The sequence below is a fragment of the Kitasatospora sp. NPDC050543 genome, assembly GCF_044457565.1.
Classification (GTDB): domain Bacteria; phylum Actinomycetota; class Actinomycetes; order Streptomycetales; family Streptomycetaceae; genus Kitasatospora.
Genome location: NZ_JBITGZ010000002.1, coordinates 390,845 through 405,120 on the forward strand (window position 1 = coordinate 390,845; position 14,276 = coordinate 405,120).

Below are 14,276 nucleotides of genomic sequence, written 5' to 3' on the forward strand. Positions count from 1 at the left end.
GCCCCGGACAGCCACCACCCCACCCGCACGCCGCACAACAGCCCCAGGAGACCGCTGTGACCCAGCCCGACTTAACCGCCGAGCAGTGGAACGACCGCTACCCGCCCGGCACGCCTGTGATCGCCTACCCCGGCGTCCGCCCCGAGTTCGGCCTGGCCGAGTACCCCCGCCTGGAGACCCGCACCCGCAGCCGCGCCTGGAACCTCGGCCACGGCGAACCGGTCGTCGCCGTCGACGGCCACGCGGGCGGCATCGCCCTCACCCACGTCGACGTCGTGGAGCAGGCCGAGGGGGCGGCCCGATGACCACCACACCGCCCGAGTGCTGCGAGGAGCCGCGCGTCCGCCGGGCCTGGCCTGGCCCGAAGACCCCGACGCCAACTGCCAGTGCATCTGCCACGACTACGACGAGGACTGACGTGACCACACCGCCGCTCACCGACGTCCAGCTCCGCGAGGCCTTCACCGCCGCCATCACCGCAGACGCGTGCAAGCCCAGCGCCGACCGCGTCGGCCTGGTCGACGCGATGCTCGCCGTCGTCTGGCCCGAACTGGACCGGCTCCGCGCCGAACTGGCCGGCGCACGGCAGGAGCTCGCCACCGCACAGACCTCCCTCGACGCCGTCCACGCGCTGCTGCCAGACGACCCCGACGAGGACATCGACGCGAGCTGGCTGGACCCCCGGTGGGTGCGAGACGCCCTCGCCCGTCCGTCCCTCGCCGCCATCCTCGCCAGCGCGCGCATTGGCAGCAGGGCCGACCACAACCCCGAAGACCCGCAGTGAGCACCGCCACGTCCGTCCTCGCCACCTGCGGACCCGCCGCACTCCTCATCACCGCCGTGATCGCCCACATCCACCGCGGCGCCAGGGCTGCCGGCCGGCAGGCCGAAGCCGACATCCGGGCCCGCGCCCGCACCGAACAACTCGTTGAACAAGCCGAGACCCGCTCCGCCGCCATCACCAGCGGCCTCATCCCCGGAGACGACCAATGAGCGACCGCCGGATCCACCCGAAGGACTGGCACCGCATCGCCCGGTCCGCCGCGACCCCCGAGGAGCCGACCCCGTGACTCTACGCATCCCCGGGGCGCCCCTTACTGCCCGTCAGACCGAGGTTCTCCACCTCGCCGACACCGGACACACCCCCGCCCAGATCGCCGCCATCCTCGGCCTCTCACAGGCCACCATCAGTGGCCACCTCGACCGCGCCCGCCGCAAGACCCCACCTTCGCCGACGGCACCAGCACCACCAGTACCGCCCCCGAGCCCGCTTGACACCCTCGCCGCCCTCGCCGTCGAAGCCTCCAGGCGCCAGCTCACCACCACACAAGCCCGACACCTGCTCGCCGGCATCAAGGCCCTGCGCGGCGCACACGCCGAAATCCGGCGCCTGCGCGCCCTCACCGCCGACTACGAGCAAGTCATCCGCAACCAGCGCGCAGAGATCCTCGCCACCGTCGACACCCTCAGGAGCACGCCGTGACCCAGGACGCCTACCCCGACCAGCTCCGCCACCAGCTCGCCGAGACCCGGGCCCTGCTCCGCACCGCCGAGGACGAACTCGCCGCGTGGCGGAAGGGCGCAGCGGCCGACCGACAGGAGATCTTCGACGGCGAACGCTGGCGACCCGCAGCAGACCTCGTCGCCGAGATGCAGGCCCGCGCCGAGCAGGCCGAGGCGCGCATCGCAGCCGTCCGCGAGCTCCACCGGCCGGATATGGCCGGAACCCACTGCGACGAGTGCCGCGACAGCGACAGCAACCCGGTTGTGTGGCCGCGCCCGACGCTGGCCGCCATCGACCGGTCGGCCAGCGTCCCTCTGATCTGCCAGCTGCACTGATGATCACCCTGCTGTAAACCCGTGGACACAGCAGTGAGGCGCCCCCAGCTCGCCAGCCACAGGGACGCCCCACACGGTGCCGACACCCTACGCCCCAGCACCAGGAGAAGCACCGTGACCACCACCCCCACCAGCACTGCCCACGCCGACCTCACCGCCATCGCCCGCCACTGGGACGACCTTCGCGACATGCTCACCGCCCACACAACCACCGGTTGGATCCCCCTCATGGGCATGCACCATCTCGACCGCGACGACGCCGAGCAGGCCGAGGCAGCAGCCGAGCGGGCCGAGCGCACCGCCGTCGCCCCAGGAGAGCGCCCCGTACCCCTGCGCGTCGCCATCCTCGACACCATCCAGGCCCTCGACGGCGAACTCCTCCACTGCGCCGACCAGATCGCCGCCAGCATCCAACGACCCGCCGCCACCGTCCGCCCGTCCGCCGGCCCCGGCGACGAAACCGGTCGCGCCCTGCGCCTCGCCGCCGCCACCGACGCCGCTGACGCCCGTCGCTGGCACTGGAACGGGACCCGCCGTGACGGGCTGACGGCCGCCCGCTGGCTCCTCGCCCGCATAGACGAGCGGCCCGGCCCGTTCCGTCCGCTCCTCGAAGGCGAGCGCCTGCGCATCACCGCAGTTGCGGCCGGGGCGCGGCGGCGGCTGGACACCGCACTCGGCCTCGGCCAGCGCGAGGACTCCATCCAGCGCAGGTGCCCGTGCGGCGGGCCGATGCTGCTGCGGCAGGGCGGCGTGCTGGAGCCGGAAGTGCAGTGCCAGGCCTGCGGGATCCGCTGGATCGGCGCGGCGATGGTCCAGCTGATCCACTCCGAAGCGGCGTGAGGGTCGAAGGCAGGCGGAAGCCCCCGGGGCGGTTCCGGGGGCTTCCGCGGAGGTGGGGTCAGGGCGGTAGCTTAGTCATCCCCAGGCAGAGCGGACCGCCACGTGATCAGCGCTTCGGCAACCCGCTCAAAGCCCCACACGAGCTCGTCCACAGCATCGCGGTCCCGCAGGTGAGCCAGCAGGCTTCCCGTCAGCTCAACCGCGATGAACGGGGTAGAAGGGCTGCCGTCGTCCGCAGTGGTGCTGCCCAGGTTGAAGAGGACTTCTGCACAGCCCTTGCCGTTGAAGGCCGGGAGTGAGATGCCCTCACAGGTTGAAAGGTGTACTGCGCCCTCCAATAGTTCGGCGGCACTGTGCGGCTGCTCGATGCACCAATAGGGGCAGGTATCCGTCTGGGCATCTGAGGCGGCGGCTGGCGCGGTCATGGACAGAAGTATTCGCTGTCCGGTAGCTAACTTTGGTGAGCCGCTGCTATTTGTCCGTCAGATGGCGCACACTCCGGGTCTTGGCGTCGAATGGGGGATCAGAGCCCTGGCAGCGCATCCTGCTCGACGTCGTAACGGCAGAGCAGGTCCTGGTACTGGTAGACGCCAACGCAGCTGAGCAAGCGCGGAAGGCAGTCGCTGCGGCAGCCGAGCATCATCGCCCAGCCGCAGCCTGTGTCGCCCAACTCAACCAGCTCATCGCCCAGCGGTGATATGCCAGCGATGCGCGGCTGATACGCCGCAGGTCAGGGGCCTGACGGGCCAGCGGGCCGCTCCGGCAGCTTCGCCCCCGGCCGGCGCAGATACCAGGCCACAAGCTGCCGGATCACCTGCGCGCGGTTCCGGGTGCCCGCGACAGTGCCGAGGTCATCCCAGTCGGCGTCAGCGAGCCGGATCACGCGGTTGGTGGTGTGAGTGTCCTTCGCGCGGCTGACCATGCGGCCAGGTTAAGGGCTGCATATGCATACGTCGAGGAAGATAGTTGCTGTGCATATGCACGACTGCTATGTTGTGCATATGCACACGATCCCCAAGGGGCCGGCCAAGACCGGCAACCCTGGCGACCCGCCAGCCAAGAAGGTCATCGGCGGCGTCACCCTCTACGCCGCACAGTTGGCCAAGCTCGACGCGCTCGCCGCCGCCGGCACCAGCCGCTCCGCCGCGATCCGCAAGCTCATCGACGAGCACATGTAACAACAGGCCCGGCCAGCTCCACCGCGAGTGCTCCAACACCTGCGGCATCAGCGCCAGCCGGGCCCGTCCAATCACGGGAGTACACCCCATGACCAGCCCGAACACTACCGCGCGCCCCGAACCCAGCCGCTTCACCTGGAACGTCGCCCTCGCGATCATCCGGCCCGCCGCCGCCCTCATGGCCGCCTGGTCCCTCTACGCCGTCGCCCGCCACTACGGCGTCCCCCGGGGCCTCGCCCTCCTCGCCTCCCTCGTCTACGACGGCGTCGCCATGGGCTGCCTCTACCAGGCCACCGAAGCCGTCAAAGCCGGCCGCTCCGCCGTCGCGCCGATCATCGCCACCATCGGGCAGGCCAGCGCCAGCGTCTACCTCAACATCGTGCACGCCCGGCTGACCGGCGGCGGCCGCCCCGCCGAGGTGCTGTTCGCCGCGCCGATCGTCGGGCTGCTAGTCCTCTCCAGCCTGTCGTGGACCGCCGACCGCGCTGCGGCCCGGGCCGCCCGCGGCGAGAGCGCGATGCGCCTGCCCGCGTACGGCCTCCTCGGCTGGGCACTCGCCCGCGAGCAGGCCACGGCATCCCTCAAGGCGCGCGCCGTCGAGCACGTCACCGGCGCCAGCCCGGCCCGTCCGGACACGTCCCGACAGCGTCCGCGCACCGCCCACGCCGTCCTCGCCGAGCGCTTCGCCGCCATGGACCCCGCCGACGCCATCGAGATCGCTGCGGACTCCCACCCCAACCTCGGGCCGGCCGAACTCGCAGACCTTCTCGCCGACTACGGCGTCACCGTCGACACCATGCACGTCGCCCTCGTCCTCGGCGGACCCCACGTCACGCTAGACAGGTACCCGGACAACGCCCGGACACGTCCGGACACCCTGCCCGGCGCCGGGCCGCGACCCGCGCTGACCAAGGCAGACACCGCGCGGACACGTCCGGGCAGCGCCGCCGAGGCCATCAGGCAGCTCATCGACCGCGGCATCACCGACCCCGACATCGTGCCCACCCAAACGGCCCGCCTCCTCGGCCGCCGCGTCGACCACGCCAGCGTCCGCCGCGAACTCGGCCGCCAGCTGGAGAAGCAGCAGGCCCGCCAGGCAGTGGCCGAGGCCGAGCAGGTCGGCAAAGGCGGGGGCGGATACGCGTGAACGAGCAGCAGAACGCCGCCGAACTCGACCGGCAGATCCGCGAGCACACGGCCCAACTGGAGCACCAGCGCGCCGCCGAACGCTCCACCGCCCAGCCCGGCGAACAGACCGGCTGAAGCCGTGCCCGCCCTCCTCTGGTGGGCGATCCCCGCCGCTGTCGCGCTCACCGCCCTCGCCGTCGTGCACCCGCACGGCCCCGCAGCGACCCTGCGCGCCACCGCCGCCATCTGGATCGCCCTCACCATCGTCGCCCTGCCCCTCCTCCTCTCCCGGAGTTGAGACCCATGCCTGAGAACCACAGGAACCACCCCGCCCCCGCCCCCGCACCCGCCGCCCACGACCAGTACGGGCAGCGGCAGTACAGCCCGGCCCCCGCGCCGCAGGAGAGCTGACCATGGCGCTCGACCTGTCCGTCCTCCGCCCCGCCTACAACGGCAGCGCCATCACCGCATCCGCCCTCGTCGCCCCCTGGTGGGCCAACCTCCTCGACCAGTGCGCAACCGTCGGCGACGGCTTCGGCCCCGCCGGCCTCACCCTCGCCGCCGTCCTGGTCGGCTGGCGCCTCGACCGCACCCGGCACACCGACGGCGACGGTACCCGCCACTCCTGGTGGCTCCCCCGCGTCGCCCTGTTCACCCCGCTCACCGCCCTGCCCATGTCCCCGGCCGCCGCCCACGCCGTCCTCACCATCACTGTCGGAGCCACCTCGTGAACGCCACCGTCACCCTCGGCGGACTCGCCGTCGGCATCGTCCTCCACATCCGCGAGTTCGGCCCCGGCCTCTGGGCCACCCTCATGAAGAAGGCTGGCAAGAGCGGCCCGCCCAGGGGCGACGCCGAAGGCGAGGCCAAGGGCAAGTTCGACATCAAGGCCCACGTGCCCTACCTCGTCGGCGACGCCATCGGCATGCTCGCCATCGCCACCCCCGGCGGATTCATCGGCGTCGCCGCCGCGAAGATCTCCGGCATTAGTAACACCATCGGCGACATGGTCCTCAGCAGCGGCACCGGAAGCCCCACGACCGCCGCCACCCGGGCAGCAGCCCACACCATGGACAGCTACGGCAGCCTCGTCGTTCTCCTCCTGATCGCCACCGTCTTCGTCCTGCGCAAGTCCATGCCGAAGCCGCAGCGCAAGCAATTGATCACCGGGCTTTGGTCCGGCTCCACCATCGGCCTCTCCGCTGGCGCCGCCGGCATCACCGCTGCCGTTCTCATCCCCGTCGCCGAGCAGCTCGGCCACGCCATCGGTGGCCAGCTGTGAGCACCATCCAAGGTCGCGCCGCCGCCCGCCTCTACAGCGGATCGGCCCTCGTGGCCCGACGCATCGGCGTCTGGCTCATCCCTGAGCAGCGGCCCATCGTGGCCACGATCCGCACCGTCGGCAGCGGCTGGGTCGGCCTGCACCTCCTCGACCTCGCCCACCAATCCCCGGTCTGGGTCGTTGGCAGCGCCAGCGCGTGGTGCGTCGCCGCTTGGCGTGCCGGCGACCCTGCCCGACCCGCCACGACGGCGGCTCAGGCGCCCGCCGAGGAACTGGCGGCACCCCCGGTGGCCGAGCCGGAGGAACCCCTGGAGGGACTCGCCCAGACGCCCGACGTCGGCGAGTTCCTGCACCTCCTGCACCGCCTCCTCCCCACCCCCGGCAGTCGCATTCACCTCACCCAGATCGCAGCCGAGCTGACCGGTGACGAGAAACAAACCGCGACTGTCCGTGAGCTGGCTGCTGCCGCAGGCGTCCCCATCACAGCCGTCCGGGTGCCCGGGCGAGGCTCCTCCACCGGCCTCAAAGCTGAGGAGCTCCCCCCGTTCCCACCCTCTTCTGGGGGTGCCCCTGTGGGTGTTGTTGTCGCAGGTCAGGCCGGACAACAACACCACCAACAACACCACGAAGAGGAGTCCCGAGAGGGGTTCACGATCATGCCCGACCCGGACGGCGACCTCCACCGGTGGACCGTCCAGCACCACGACCGGCCCGCTCAACGAGCCTCCTGAGGAGACCACCGTGACCCCCATTGTCGACCCCGACAGCACCCCCACCACTCGCCAGGGATGGCTCGACCGGGCCGACCAGCACTACATCGCCACCCTCGACCCGGCCACCTCCATCGACCAGATCCGCCTCGCTGAGTACTGCCTCGCCCGCACCAGCCACGCCCCAGCCTGACCAACCCGCCGCCCTGGACACTCCCGGGGCGACGCCCTGAAACCAGCGTGCCCCCGCCCAGTAGGACGGGAGTACAGCCGTGATCTGGGGATCCATCCCTGGGCCGGTTGCCGCACGATGAGGCGTGGGCTCCGTCGTGTCGGCCCTCACGCTTCGCCACCGCGCTCAGAGCTCCGCAGCCGCACCGGCTGCGGAGCTCTCGCATGCAAGGCGACAATGAAGATCCAGCACCGAGCTCACCTGATCGACGCCGGCCTTACGGAAATCGGACTGATCCTGGACGGCTGAACTTGGCGGCAGCAAACATCACCCAATCAATCAGCAGCAGTCGCCTGGCTGATGCGCAGCAAGGAGGGGGCGACCGCCTCACATGTTCGGCTCTTCGGGAAGGACTTCCATTACGTCATATTCCAGCTTTCTGCGAAGATTCCATTTACGCAGTAGATATAGGGCTGGATCCGTTACTATGTAGGTAATTGCACCCACTGCAAATGCGGCAAGTGGATTTGTCGCCGACAGTGCTGCGGCCCCGCCCCCGCCGGATGCTATGACGCTGAACACGGTGGCTTTCCCGGAGTCGGGAAGAGTTGAATTATCCGCAATATCGCGCCGGAGCCTATCTCCGACCTCCTGGAAGCTATCTAGATTACCCCAAGGGTCTTCCCACCACTGGTGAAGTGGAATCTGTACGCGTTCGGTAAAGTCTGCCCACTGCGTTTGCGTCATGTGCCCCAGGTGGGCCTTGAAGTCGTGGGGAAAGATCACCATGCGATGCGGATCTATATTGTCCAACGCATCTTTGAGGCGCCCCGTGTACAGGCGATCGCCGGTGTAGGAGAACGAACTTTCCTCGGCACTCGCAATTGTTCTATAGTAGCAACGGTCGAATTGTGCCCGCAAAATGTCGGCATCCTCGCGCTCATCTGCATCGGCGCTGCGATAGAGGGGGTCGAGCAGCTGCCAAACTAGGCTTCGCCTGCGCGTACCATTCTCGTCCCGAGTGAGATCTCCGGGGATCATGCCGTGGACATACCGCCCGGCATGGGTTTTCAGCTCGATCCCATCCCAGCCCTCAAGCTGGAATGAGAGTGCGTCGTCCCCATATGGCCTAGCTCGTCCTGTAGTTAAGATCCCATCATCCTCGGCCTTGCTCCAGAACTTCCACGATCGCCCGAGGCGGTTGCATTCCTCGGCCGACAGGACGTTCATGTCACGGATGAGCCCGACTATCCCGTCGATCGGACCGTCTTGGGCGCAGTAGGCTTCCACGAGCTCGGGCGTGGCGCGTCCTTTAAGTCTGGCCTGCAATTCCGAGCGCTCCCAATAGTTGGCGGCGACTGACGAAAAGAGGAACGGTCGCGACACCATGTCTCGAAGAGATGACTCTAGATTGTCTCCTATTGTGGCAATGTGAAACGGATATCGAGACCCGCTGGAATATGGGAGAAAAACTCCTAGCTTCTCGATCGCTCGCCCTTGAGACAGCGAATGAAACACGGAGCCGTCAAGAAGCTGGGCGGCCATCTGCTTGCGATCTGGGCTTCGCAAAGCATCCCATCTCAGTTGGCCAATGACTAGAGGATCCAGATCTCTGGCTGTAGCCAGAATGGCTGGATGGCCGCCCTGTAAGAGCAGATCCCGCTGCTGTGTCGAGTCATACCAGGGAGTCAACATCTGTTGAATCATGAATCTCACCCCCGGGCGCGCGAAGGCTTACCTTCTTTCACGGTAATCCCTAATGCACCCAGCGCACAATACCCCCGGGGCGGGGCACCAACTAGGAGGCTTCGCGTTGGCAGCGCGGACGTCGCCGAGGCCGTCCGCTGGGTGCATGCCGCGCCGACCGACCTTGACATCCCGGAGGAACCTGGCCCGCGGACGCCTTTCGGCCTCGACACGGACGCGATGCAGCACGAGCCGTACCGGCTGACCGGCCCCGGTCAGCCGTGGTGCCCGCTGATGCTCCATGACTCTGCCGGGAGTGTGACGCCATCCTCCGCGGCCTGTGTACTGTGACGCGCCAAACCGGGCGACCGGAAGCCCGTTGGTCGCGGCTGCGTGTGCTCGATGGCCAGCCGATCGTGGCCATGCTTGGCGTCTACCACGAGCGGCCACACAGGTAGCTCACAACACCAGACCCTGACCAGCGATGCCGCTTGCACATGATTGGCCGCACGCGCATTAGCAAGTACCCCCTGCCCGAAACAATCAGACATCCGGCCACGCTGGGGGCCTTTGCGTTGCCCGGTCGAGCCCTGTCCCAGTCAGCTGAGCGATGCGGCGAACTTAACGCCGGCCCCACCGGCATCCCCTCAGCGAACGCCATGAAACGGCACACCGTGTCCACTAGTGCGCCGTTGGCGAGCTTGCCGTTCCCTAGAACCTGGCCACTCGCGTCGTACACCGTAACGACCGCACCCTCCTCGATGTCGTCGTACCCGCCGTGTCCCGCGCACCCGCTGCCAGCTGCTCGGACGTTGCTGAGTCCGACCAGCGTCATCGTCCCCGATAGCGTGAACGTGGCCGGAGCGGACGCCGATGCTGACGGCGCTAGCTTCGGGTCGGCCGAAGACGACAGGCCCCACGCCAGCCCTACGGCACCAGCGCCAAGCAGCAGGCCAGCCAGTCCGGCGGCCGCAGGCACCGCCCAGCGTCGCGAGGCTGGGCGGCTGCGGCGTCACGGCAAGCGGGCAGGGGCAGCGGTCACCCTCTCGTCGGACATGCCCGAGAGCATCCCAGCGCCCACGGCGGCACCGGGAGCGGATACCCAAATCGTGACCGGGCCGTCGCGCCTTTCCCGCCCGCGCCAGTTGGTCACGCCAGGATGATGACATGAGCGACTGCCACGCCACCGCGACGATCCTGCTCGGCGGCCGGCCGACCGTGGTCATCTGCAACCTGCCCGCCGGACACGCCAGCGAGGAGCACGAAGACGTCGTGCTCGGCAACTGGCACGGGTCGGACCTGCCACCGAATGCTCGCCAGTGGCCGGGTGGGGATTAAGAATTGCGCGGTGCCTGCGTCCTGAGGATCGTGGAGAGCATGACGAATGATGAGCAGGACCACCTGCACGAACTCACGAATGCCCACGACGCCCGTGCCCAGCAGTGGCGGGAGGTTAAGGCCGATCCGAACTGCGGCCTTGACGGTCTCACTGCTGCCGCTGACCGGGTCAAGCAAGCCGAGCAGGTCCACCAGGAGGACCTCGATGAATGGCGTCGGCAGGCCGGGTAGCGCCGGGCCGTGACCTGAGCCACCTGCCGCCCGGCCGAGCAACTGCTACGGCCGGGCGGCGCCATGTGTAGCCACAGCAGTCGCACCGCTTGACGGGCCGCCACCACCTGATCCACACTGGCCCCAAGTTCGGCGTGCCCGGACACTGAGACCACACCGAGAGCCCCGCAGCCAGCACCACGGCGCGGGGCTCTCGGCATTCCCCGGCAGCCTCCGCGCTGCCCCACACAGGTCCCGACTACGTCGTCGATGCACGTCAGCCGAACGGAGCCGCCGTGTCAGTCACATCTCGCGCGCCCCGCCCGGTCACCCAGGACGACTACGACCAGGTCCGCGCACTTCACGCCCAGGGCCTCGGCCGCAACGACATCGCCCGGGCCCTTGACCGGTCCGGGCAGGTCATCAGCCGCCTCGCCCGCGAGCAAGGCCTCAGCTTCGCCCGGGCCGCCGAGGTCGCCACCGCAACCGAGACCCGCCGTGCCGACCTCGCCGCCCGCCGCATCCTCCTCGCCGAACAGCTCCAGAGCGACGCGGAGAACCTGCGCGCCCAGATGTGGCAACCCACCCTGGTCTACAGCTTCGGCGGCAAGGACAACACCTACGAGCAGCACCTCCTCGACGAGGCGCCAGCCGCCGACAAGAGGGCCCTCATGGCCACCGCCGGCATGGCCCTCGACCGCTCCCTGAAGCTCGAACCGATCCGCGACGACTCCGGCGCCGACGCTGCCCGCTCGATGCTCGGCCAGCTGATGACCGGCCTCGCCGAGGTGTACCGCGAGCAGCATCAGGAGGCGAGCGTCGGAGACGAGGGGGCGGGTGATGCTCCTTGACCAGCTGCCGCTGTCCCGCAGGCAGATCGCTTCGGTCGTCGAGTCCCAGTACCGGATCAACGCCTGGGAGGGCAGCGTCCGGTCGGGGAAGACCGTCGCCAGCCTGCTCCGCTGGCTCGCCTACGTAGCGAACGCCCCGCGCGGCGGCGAGCTGGTCATGGTCGGCCGGACCAGGGACAGCATCTTCCGCAACGTCTTCGCCGTCCTCACCAACCCCGACCTGTTCGGCCTGCTGGCCCGGCAGGTCCACTACACCAACGGCGCCGCCACCGCCGTCATCATGGGCCGGCTGATCCACGTCATCGGCGCCAACGATGCCCAGGCCGAACCCAAGGTTCGCGGCATGACCTGCGCCGGCGCCTACGTCGACGAGGCCACGACCCTGCCGCAGGCGTTCTTCGACCAGCTCGTCGCCCGCTGCTCGGTCAAGGGCGCGCAGATCTTCGCGACCACGAACCCGGACAACCCCAACCACTGGTTCCGCAAGCAGTACCTGCTGCGGCCCGCCGAGACCCGGCTGAAGTCCTGGCACTTCACCCTCGACGACAACCCCTTCCTCGACGCCGACTACGTCGAAGCCACCAAGGCCACCTACCAGGGCCTGTTCTACAAGCGGAACATCCTCGGCGAGTGGGTGCAGGCCGAGGGCGCCGTCTACGACATGTGGCAACCCGACACCATGGTCGTCGACCTGCTCCCGCAGATGACCCGCTGGCTCGCCGTCGGCATCGACTACGGCACCGCGAACCCCTTCGCCGGCGTGCTCCTCGGCCTCGGCACCGACCAACGGCTGTACGTCACCTCCGAGTACCGGCACGACTCCCGCGTCGCGCACCGGCAGCTGACCGACACCCAGTACAGCCGGGCCGTGCAGGAGTGGCTACGGGGCCGGGAGGCCCACCCGGAGTGGCTGTTCGTCGACCCCTCGGCGGCCAGCTTCCTCACCCAGCTCTGGGCCGACGGCGTGCCGGGCGTGGCCAAGGCGGACAACGACGTCCTAGACGGGATCCGCAGTACGGGCGTGGCGATCGGCTCCGGCCGGTTCCGCGTGCACCGCTCCTGCGAGGCCCTCCTCGAAGAGCTGCCGGCCTACGCCTGGGACGACAAGGCGGCCCGCAACGAGGGCAAGGACAAGCCGATCAAGGCCAACGACCACTCCGTCGACGCCCTCCGGTACGCGCTGCACTCCACCGCGCACACTTGGCGCGGCCTGATCCTTCCAGACTTGGAGGCAGCAGCATGACGAGGCCGACCGTCCGGGCCCGCCTGGAGCCGCTGACAAGCGTCGTCACCGTCGATGGGCGGTCGCTGACGGGCGTCAGGCGGGCGACGTTCGTCGCCGAGGTCGGGTGCGTGCCGACGCTGACCGTCGACCTGGTGCTCCGCGAGGCCGAGGTCGACGGCGAGGTGCTCCTCACCGTTCCGCAGGCCACTGCGGCCGCCCTGGTCGCTCTCGGCTGGACCCCGCCGCCCGGACAGGAGGTGCCCGATGCCGCTGCCCACGACTGACCAGGACTGGCCGCCGACGGACCCGGCGGTGCAGGAGGCTATGGCGGACTGGGACGCTTGGTACTCCTCCGACCCGGACCAGCTCGTCGAGCGGTACCGGCTGCGCGGTGAGCGGGGCTACCAGAACCGGCCGGCGCAGCTGCGCGGTGGTGTGGTCGGCAGGTTCGCGCGCTGGTGGTGGGGGCAGCCGACGGCGATCGGCGAGAAGCGGAGCAAGATTCACATCCCGCTGGCCGCCGACATCGCCCGCACCAGCTCAGACCTGCTGTTCTCCGAGCCGCCGCGGGTCACCGCCGAGGCCGGGGGTGAGACCCAGGACCGCCTTGACCAGCTCATGGAGACCACGCTCTACCCGACGCTCCTCGAAGGTGGGGAGGTCGGTGCGGCGCTCGGCGGCACGTACTACCGGGTGTCGTGGGACACCGCGATCACTGACCGGCCGTGGATCACCACCGTCGCCGCCGACGGCGCCGACCCCACGTTCTCCTACGGCCGGCTCACCGCGGTGACGTTCTGGCGGGTCGTCACCCGCGAGGACCAGACCCTGTGGCGGCACCTGGAGCGGCACGAGAAGGGCGTCATCCTCCACGGCCTGTACAAGGGCACCCAGTACCGGCTCGGCAAGGCCATGCCCCTCACGGCGGACCCCGCCACACGGGACCTCCAGCCGGTCGTGAACACCGGTGCCCCGAACCACCTGACCGCCTCGTACGCCCCCAACATGCGGCCCGCCCGCGGCTGGCGCAACACCCCCGCGGCGGCCTACCTCGGGCAGTCCGACTACCAGGGCATCGAGGGCCTGTTCGATGCCCTGGACGAGACGTGGGCGTCATGGATGCGGGACCTGCGCCTCGGCAAGGGCCGCATCACCCTGCCGGGCCAGTACCTCACCAGCAACGGCGCAGGCCTGGGCGTCACCACAGACCTTGACCGCGAGGTCTACGCGGGCCTGAACATCCCGCCGACTGGCGACGGCGGCATTACCGTCTCGCAGTTCCAGATTCGGGTGGCCGAGCATCGCGAGACCGCACAGTCCCTGCTGGAGCAGGCTGTTCGCCAGGCCGGCTACAGCGCGGCGTCGTTCGGCGTGGTCGGGGACGGCACTGCCGTGACCGCCACGGAGATTCGCGCGCGGCAGGGCAGGTCGATGACGACCCGCGCCCGCAAGACCCTGTACCAGGCAATGCCGCTAGCCGACATCCTCGCCGCGCTGCTCGCCGTTGAGGCCGGCCCGCTGTTCAACGTGCGAGGCCTGGACCTCGACCCGCCTCGCGTGGAGTTCCAGGACTCCATTCAGGAGGACCCCAAGACGGCGGCGGAGACCGTCAGCCTGCTCAGGCAGGCCGAGGCCGCGTCGACGGACACTCTGATCCGGATGCTCCACCCGGACTGGGACGACGACCGCGTCACCGCAGAGACCAACCGCATTGCGGCCGAGACCGGCCGGGCGGTATCAGACCCCACCCTGGTGGGTGCGGAGAGACCTGCGCTGCCTGTCGAGCAGGCAGCGTAGGCCCGCCCGTCGGCCGGGGA

Annotated in this window: 22 protein-coding genes; 19 read left to right on the forward strand and 3 right to left on the reverse strand. The window is 69.5% G+C overall.

Features of this window, described 5'->3' with window-relative positions:
• Nucleotides 1-56 precede the first annotated feature (56 nt).
• From ACIBH3_RS04165 to ACIBH3_RS04190, 6 genes are all read left to right on the forward strand, one after another.
• The gene (locus ACIBH3_RS04165; protein ID WP_396310294.1) at nt 57-305 is read left to right on the forward strand and encodes a hypothetical protein; all 249 of its coding nucleotides are present in this window, start codon (nt 57-59) and stop codon (nt 303-305) included.
• 113 nt (nt 306-418) lie between these two features.
• The gene (locus ACIBH3_RS04170) at nt 419-784 is read left to right on the forward strand and encodes a hypothetical protein (protein ID WP_396310295.1); all 366 of its coding nucleotides are present in this window, start codon (nt 419-421) and stop codon (nt 782-784) included.
• Entirely contained in the window at nt 781-993 is a 213-nt protein-coding gene (locus ACIBH3_RS04175; RefSeq protein ID WP_396310296.1) for a hypothetical protein, read from the forward strand. The genes ACIBH3_RS04170 and ACIBH3_RS04175 overlap by 4 nt, the downstream gene beginning before the upstream one ends.
• A 73-nt stretch (nt 994-1,066) precedes the next feature.
• Nucleotides 1,067-1,483, forward strand: coding sequence for a LuxR C-terminal-related transcriptional regulator (locus ACIBH3_RS04180; RefSeq protein ID WP_396310297.1), 417 nt, complete (start codon nt 1,067-1,069; stop codon nt 1,481-1,483).
• On the forward strand, nt 1,480-1,839 hold the full coding sequence (locus ACIBH3_RS04185; protein ID WP_396310298.1) for a hypothetical protein: 360 nt from the start codon (nt 1,480-1,482) through the stop codon (nt 1,837-1,839). Before ACIBH3_RS04180 ends, ACIBH3_RS04185 begins: the two co-directional genes overlap by 4 nt.
• 114 nt (nt 1,840-1,953) lie before the next feature.
• Complete coding sequence (locus ACIBH3_RS04190; protein WP_396310299.1) at nt 1,954-2,679, forward strand: hypothetical protein; 726 nt, start codon at nt 1,954-1,956, stop codon at nt 2,677-2,679.
• Between the two features lie 71 nt (nt 2,680-2,750).
• Here ACIBH3_RS04190 and ACIBH3_RS04195 read toward each other — a convergent pair whose 3' ends face one another.
• Together ACIBH3_RS04195 and ACIBH3_RS04200 are read right to left on the reverse strand one after the other, a co-directional pair.
• On the reverse strand, nt 2,751-3,104 hold the full coding sequence (locus ACIBH3_RS04195; RefSeq protein WP_396310300.1) for a DUF6907 domain-containing protein: 354 nt from the start codon (nt 3,102-3,104) through the stop codon (nt 2,751-2,753).
• A gap of 305 nt (nt 3,105-3,409) precedes the next feature.
• Nucleotides 3,410-3,601: a hypothetical protein gene (locus ACIBH3_RS04200; RefSeq protein ID WP_396310301.1), complete on the reverse strand. Its 192-nt coding sequence runs from the start codon at nt 3,599-3,601 to the stop codon at nt 3,410-3,412.
• A 79-nt stretch (nt 3,602-3,680) separates the two neighbouring features.
• Here ACIBH3_RS04200 and ACIBH3_RS04205 point away from each other — a divergent pair, with 79 nt between their 5' ends.
• The 7 genes from ACIBH3_RS04205 to ACIBH3_RS04235 all read left to right on the forward strand — a co-directional run bounded on the left by ACIBH3_RS04205 (nt 3,681) and on the right by ACIBH3_RS04235 (nt 7,170).
• Nucleotides 3,681-3,857, forward strand: coding sequence for a hypothetical protein (locus ACIBH3_RS04205; protein WP_396310302.1), 177 nt, complete (start codon nt 3,681-3,683; stop codon nt 3,855-3,857).
• Between the two features lie 88 nt (nt 3,858-3,945).
• Entirely contained in the window at nt 3,946-5,004 is a 1,059-nt protein-coding gene (locus tag ACIBH3_RS04210; protein ID WP_396310303.1) for a hypothetical protein, read from the forward strand.
• Nucleotides 5,005-5,124: 120 nt separating this feature from the next.
• Nucleotides 5,125-5,283: a hypothetical protein gene (locus ACIBH3_RS04215; protein WP_396310304.1), complete on the forward strand. Its 159-nt coding sequence runs from the start codon at nt 5,125-5,127 to the stop codon at nt 5,281-5,283.
• A 115-nt stretch (nt 5,284-5,398) separates the two neighbouring features.
• The gene (locus ACIBH3_RS04220) at nt 5,399-5,716 is read left to right on the forward strand and encodes a hypothetical protein (RefSeq protein ID WP_396310305.1); all 318 of its coding nucleotides are present in this window, start codon (nt 5,399-5,401) and stop codon (nt 5,714-5,716) included.
• Nucleotides 5,713-6,267, forward strand: a complete 555-nt coding sequence (locus ACIBH3_RS04225; RefSeq protein ID WP_396310306.1) for a hypothetical protein — start codon at nt 5,713-5,715, stop codon at nt 6,265-6,267. Before ACIBH3_RS04220 ends, ACIBH3_RS04225 begins: the two co-directional genes overlap by 4 nt.
• On the forward strand, nt 6,264-6,998 hold the full coding sequence (locus ACIBH3_RS04230; RefSeq protein WP_396310307.1) for a hypothetical protein: 735 nt from the start codon (nt 6,264-6,266) through the stop codon (nt 6,996-6,998). Before ACIBH3_RS04225 ends, ACIBH3_RS04230 begins: the two co-directional genes overlap by 4 nt.
• A 10-nt stretch (nt 6,999-7,008) precedes the next feature.
• Nucleotides 7,009-7,170: a hypothetical protein gene (locus ACIBH3_RS04235; RefSeq protein WP_396310308.1), complete on the forward strand. Its 162-nt coding sequence runs from the start codon at nt 7,009-7,011 to the stop codon at nt 7,168-7,170.
• Nucleotides 7,171-7,536: 366 nt separating this feature from the next.
• Here the strand turns inward: ACIBH3_RS04235 and ACIBH3_RS04240 are convergent, their stop codons facing one another.
• Entirely contained in the window at nt 7,537-8,856 is a 1,320-nt protein-coding gene (locus tag ACIBH3_RS04240; protein ID WP_396310309.1) for a hypothetical protein, read from the reverse strand.
• Between the two features lie 1,146 nt (nt 8,857-10,002).
• Here ACIBH3_RS04240 and ACIBH3_RS04245 point away from each other — a divergent pair.
• The 6 genes from ACIBH3_RS04245 to ACIBH3_RS04270 all read left to right on the forward strand — a co-directional run bounded on the left by ACIBH3_RS04245 (nt 10,003) and on the right by ACIBH3_RS04270 (nt 14,256).
• Complete coding sequence (locus ACIBH3_RS04245) at nt 10,003-10,173, forward strand: hypothetical protein (RefSeq protein ID WP_396310310.1); 171 nt, start codon at nt 10,003-10,005, stop codon at nt 10,171-10,173.
• A 39-nt stretch (nt 10,174-10,212) separates the two neighbouring features.
• Nucleotides 10,213-10,404, forward strand: coding sequence for a hypothetical protein (locus ACIBH3_RS04250; protein WP_396310311.1), 192 nt, complete (start codon nt 10,213-10,215; stop codon nt 10,402-10,404).
• A 275-nt stretch (nt 10,405-10,679) separates the two neighbouring features.
• The gene (locus ACIBH3_RS04255; protein WP_396310312.1) at nt 10,680-11,234 is read left to right on the forward strand and encodes a helix-turn-helix domain-containing protein; all 555 of its coding nucleotides are present in this window, start codon (nt 10,680-10,682) and stop codon (nt 11,232-11,234) included.
• The gene (locus ACIBH3_RS04260; RefSeq protein ID WP_396310313.1) at nt 11,224-12,477 is read left to right on the forward strand and encodes a PBSX family phage terminase large subunit; all 1,254 of its coding nucleotides are present in this window, start codon (nt 11,224-11,226) and stop codon (nt 12,475-12,477) included. The genes ACIBH3_RS04255 and ACIBH3_RS04260 overlap by 11 nt, the downstream gene beginning before the upstream one ends.
• A complete protein-coding gene (locus ACIBH3_RS04265; RefSeq protein WP_396310314.1) occupies nt 12,474-12,743 on the forward strand; it encodes a hypothetical protein in 270 nt (89 codons plus the stop codon). The genes ACIBH3_RS04260 and ACIBH3_RS04265 overlap by 4 nt, the downstream gene beginning before the upstream one ends.
• Nucleotides 12,724-14,256: a capsid protein gene (locus ACIBH3_RS04270; protein WP_396310315.1), complete on the forward strand. Its 1,533-nt coding sequence runs from the start codon at nt 12,724-12,726 to the stop codon at nt 14,254-14,256. Before ACIBH3_RS04265 ends, ACIBH3_RS04270 begins: the two co-directional genes overlap by 20 nt.
• Nucleotides 14,257-14,276 lie beyond the last annotated feature (20 nt).

Coding starts and splice junctions, on each gene's coding strand:
- ACIBH3_RS04195 (WP_396310300.1), bottom strand. CDS start 3,104: ATGACCGCGCCAGCCGCCGCCTCAGATGCCCAGACGGATACCTGCCCC.
- ACIBH3_RS04200 (WP_396310301.1), bottom strand. CDS start 3,601: ATGGTCAGCCGCGCGAAGGACACTCACACCACCAACCGCGTGATCCGG.
- ACIBH3_RS04205 (WP_396310302.1), top strand. CDS start 3,681: ATGCACACGATCCCCAAGGGGCCGGCCAAGACCGGCAACCCTGGCGAC.
- ACIBH3_RS04210 (WP_396310303.1), top strand. CDS start 3,946: ATGACCAGCCCGAACACTACCGCGCGCCCCGAACCCAGCCGCTTCACC.
- ACIBH3_RS04220 (WP_396310305.1), top strand. CDS start 5,399: ATGGCGCTCGACCTGTCCGTCCTCCGCCCCGCCTACAACGGCAGCGCC.
- ACIBH3_RS04240 (WP_396310309.1), bottom strand. CDS start 8,856: ATGATTCAACAGATGTTGACTCCCTGGTATGACTCGACACAGCAGCGG.
- ACIBH3_RS04245 (WP_396310310.1), top strand. CDS start 10,003: ATGAGCGACTGCCACGCCACCGCGACGATCCTGCTCGGCGGCCGGCCG.
- ACIBH3_RS04250 (WP_396310311.1), top strand. CDS start 10,213: ATGACGAATGATGAGCAGGACCACCTGCACGAACTCACGAATGCCCAC.
- ACIBH3_RS04260 (WP_396310313.1), top strand. CDS start 11,224: ATGCTCCTTGACCAGCTGCCGCTGTCCCGCAGGCAGATCGCTTCGGTC.
- ACIBH3_RS04265 (WP_396310314.1), top strand. CDS start 12,474: ATGACGAGGCCGACCGTCCGGGCCCGCCTGGAGCCGCTGACAAGCGTC.
- ACIBH3_RS04270 (WP_396310315.1), top strand. CDS start 12,724: ATGCCGCTGCCCACGACTGACCAGGACTGGCCGCCGACGGACCCGGCG.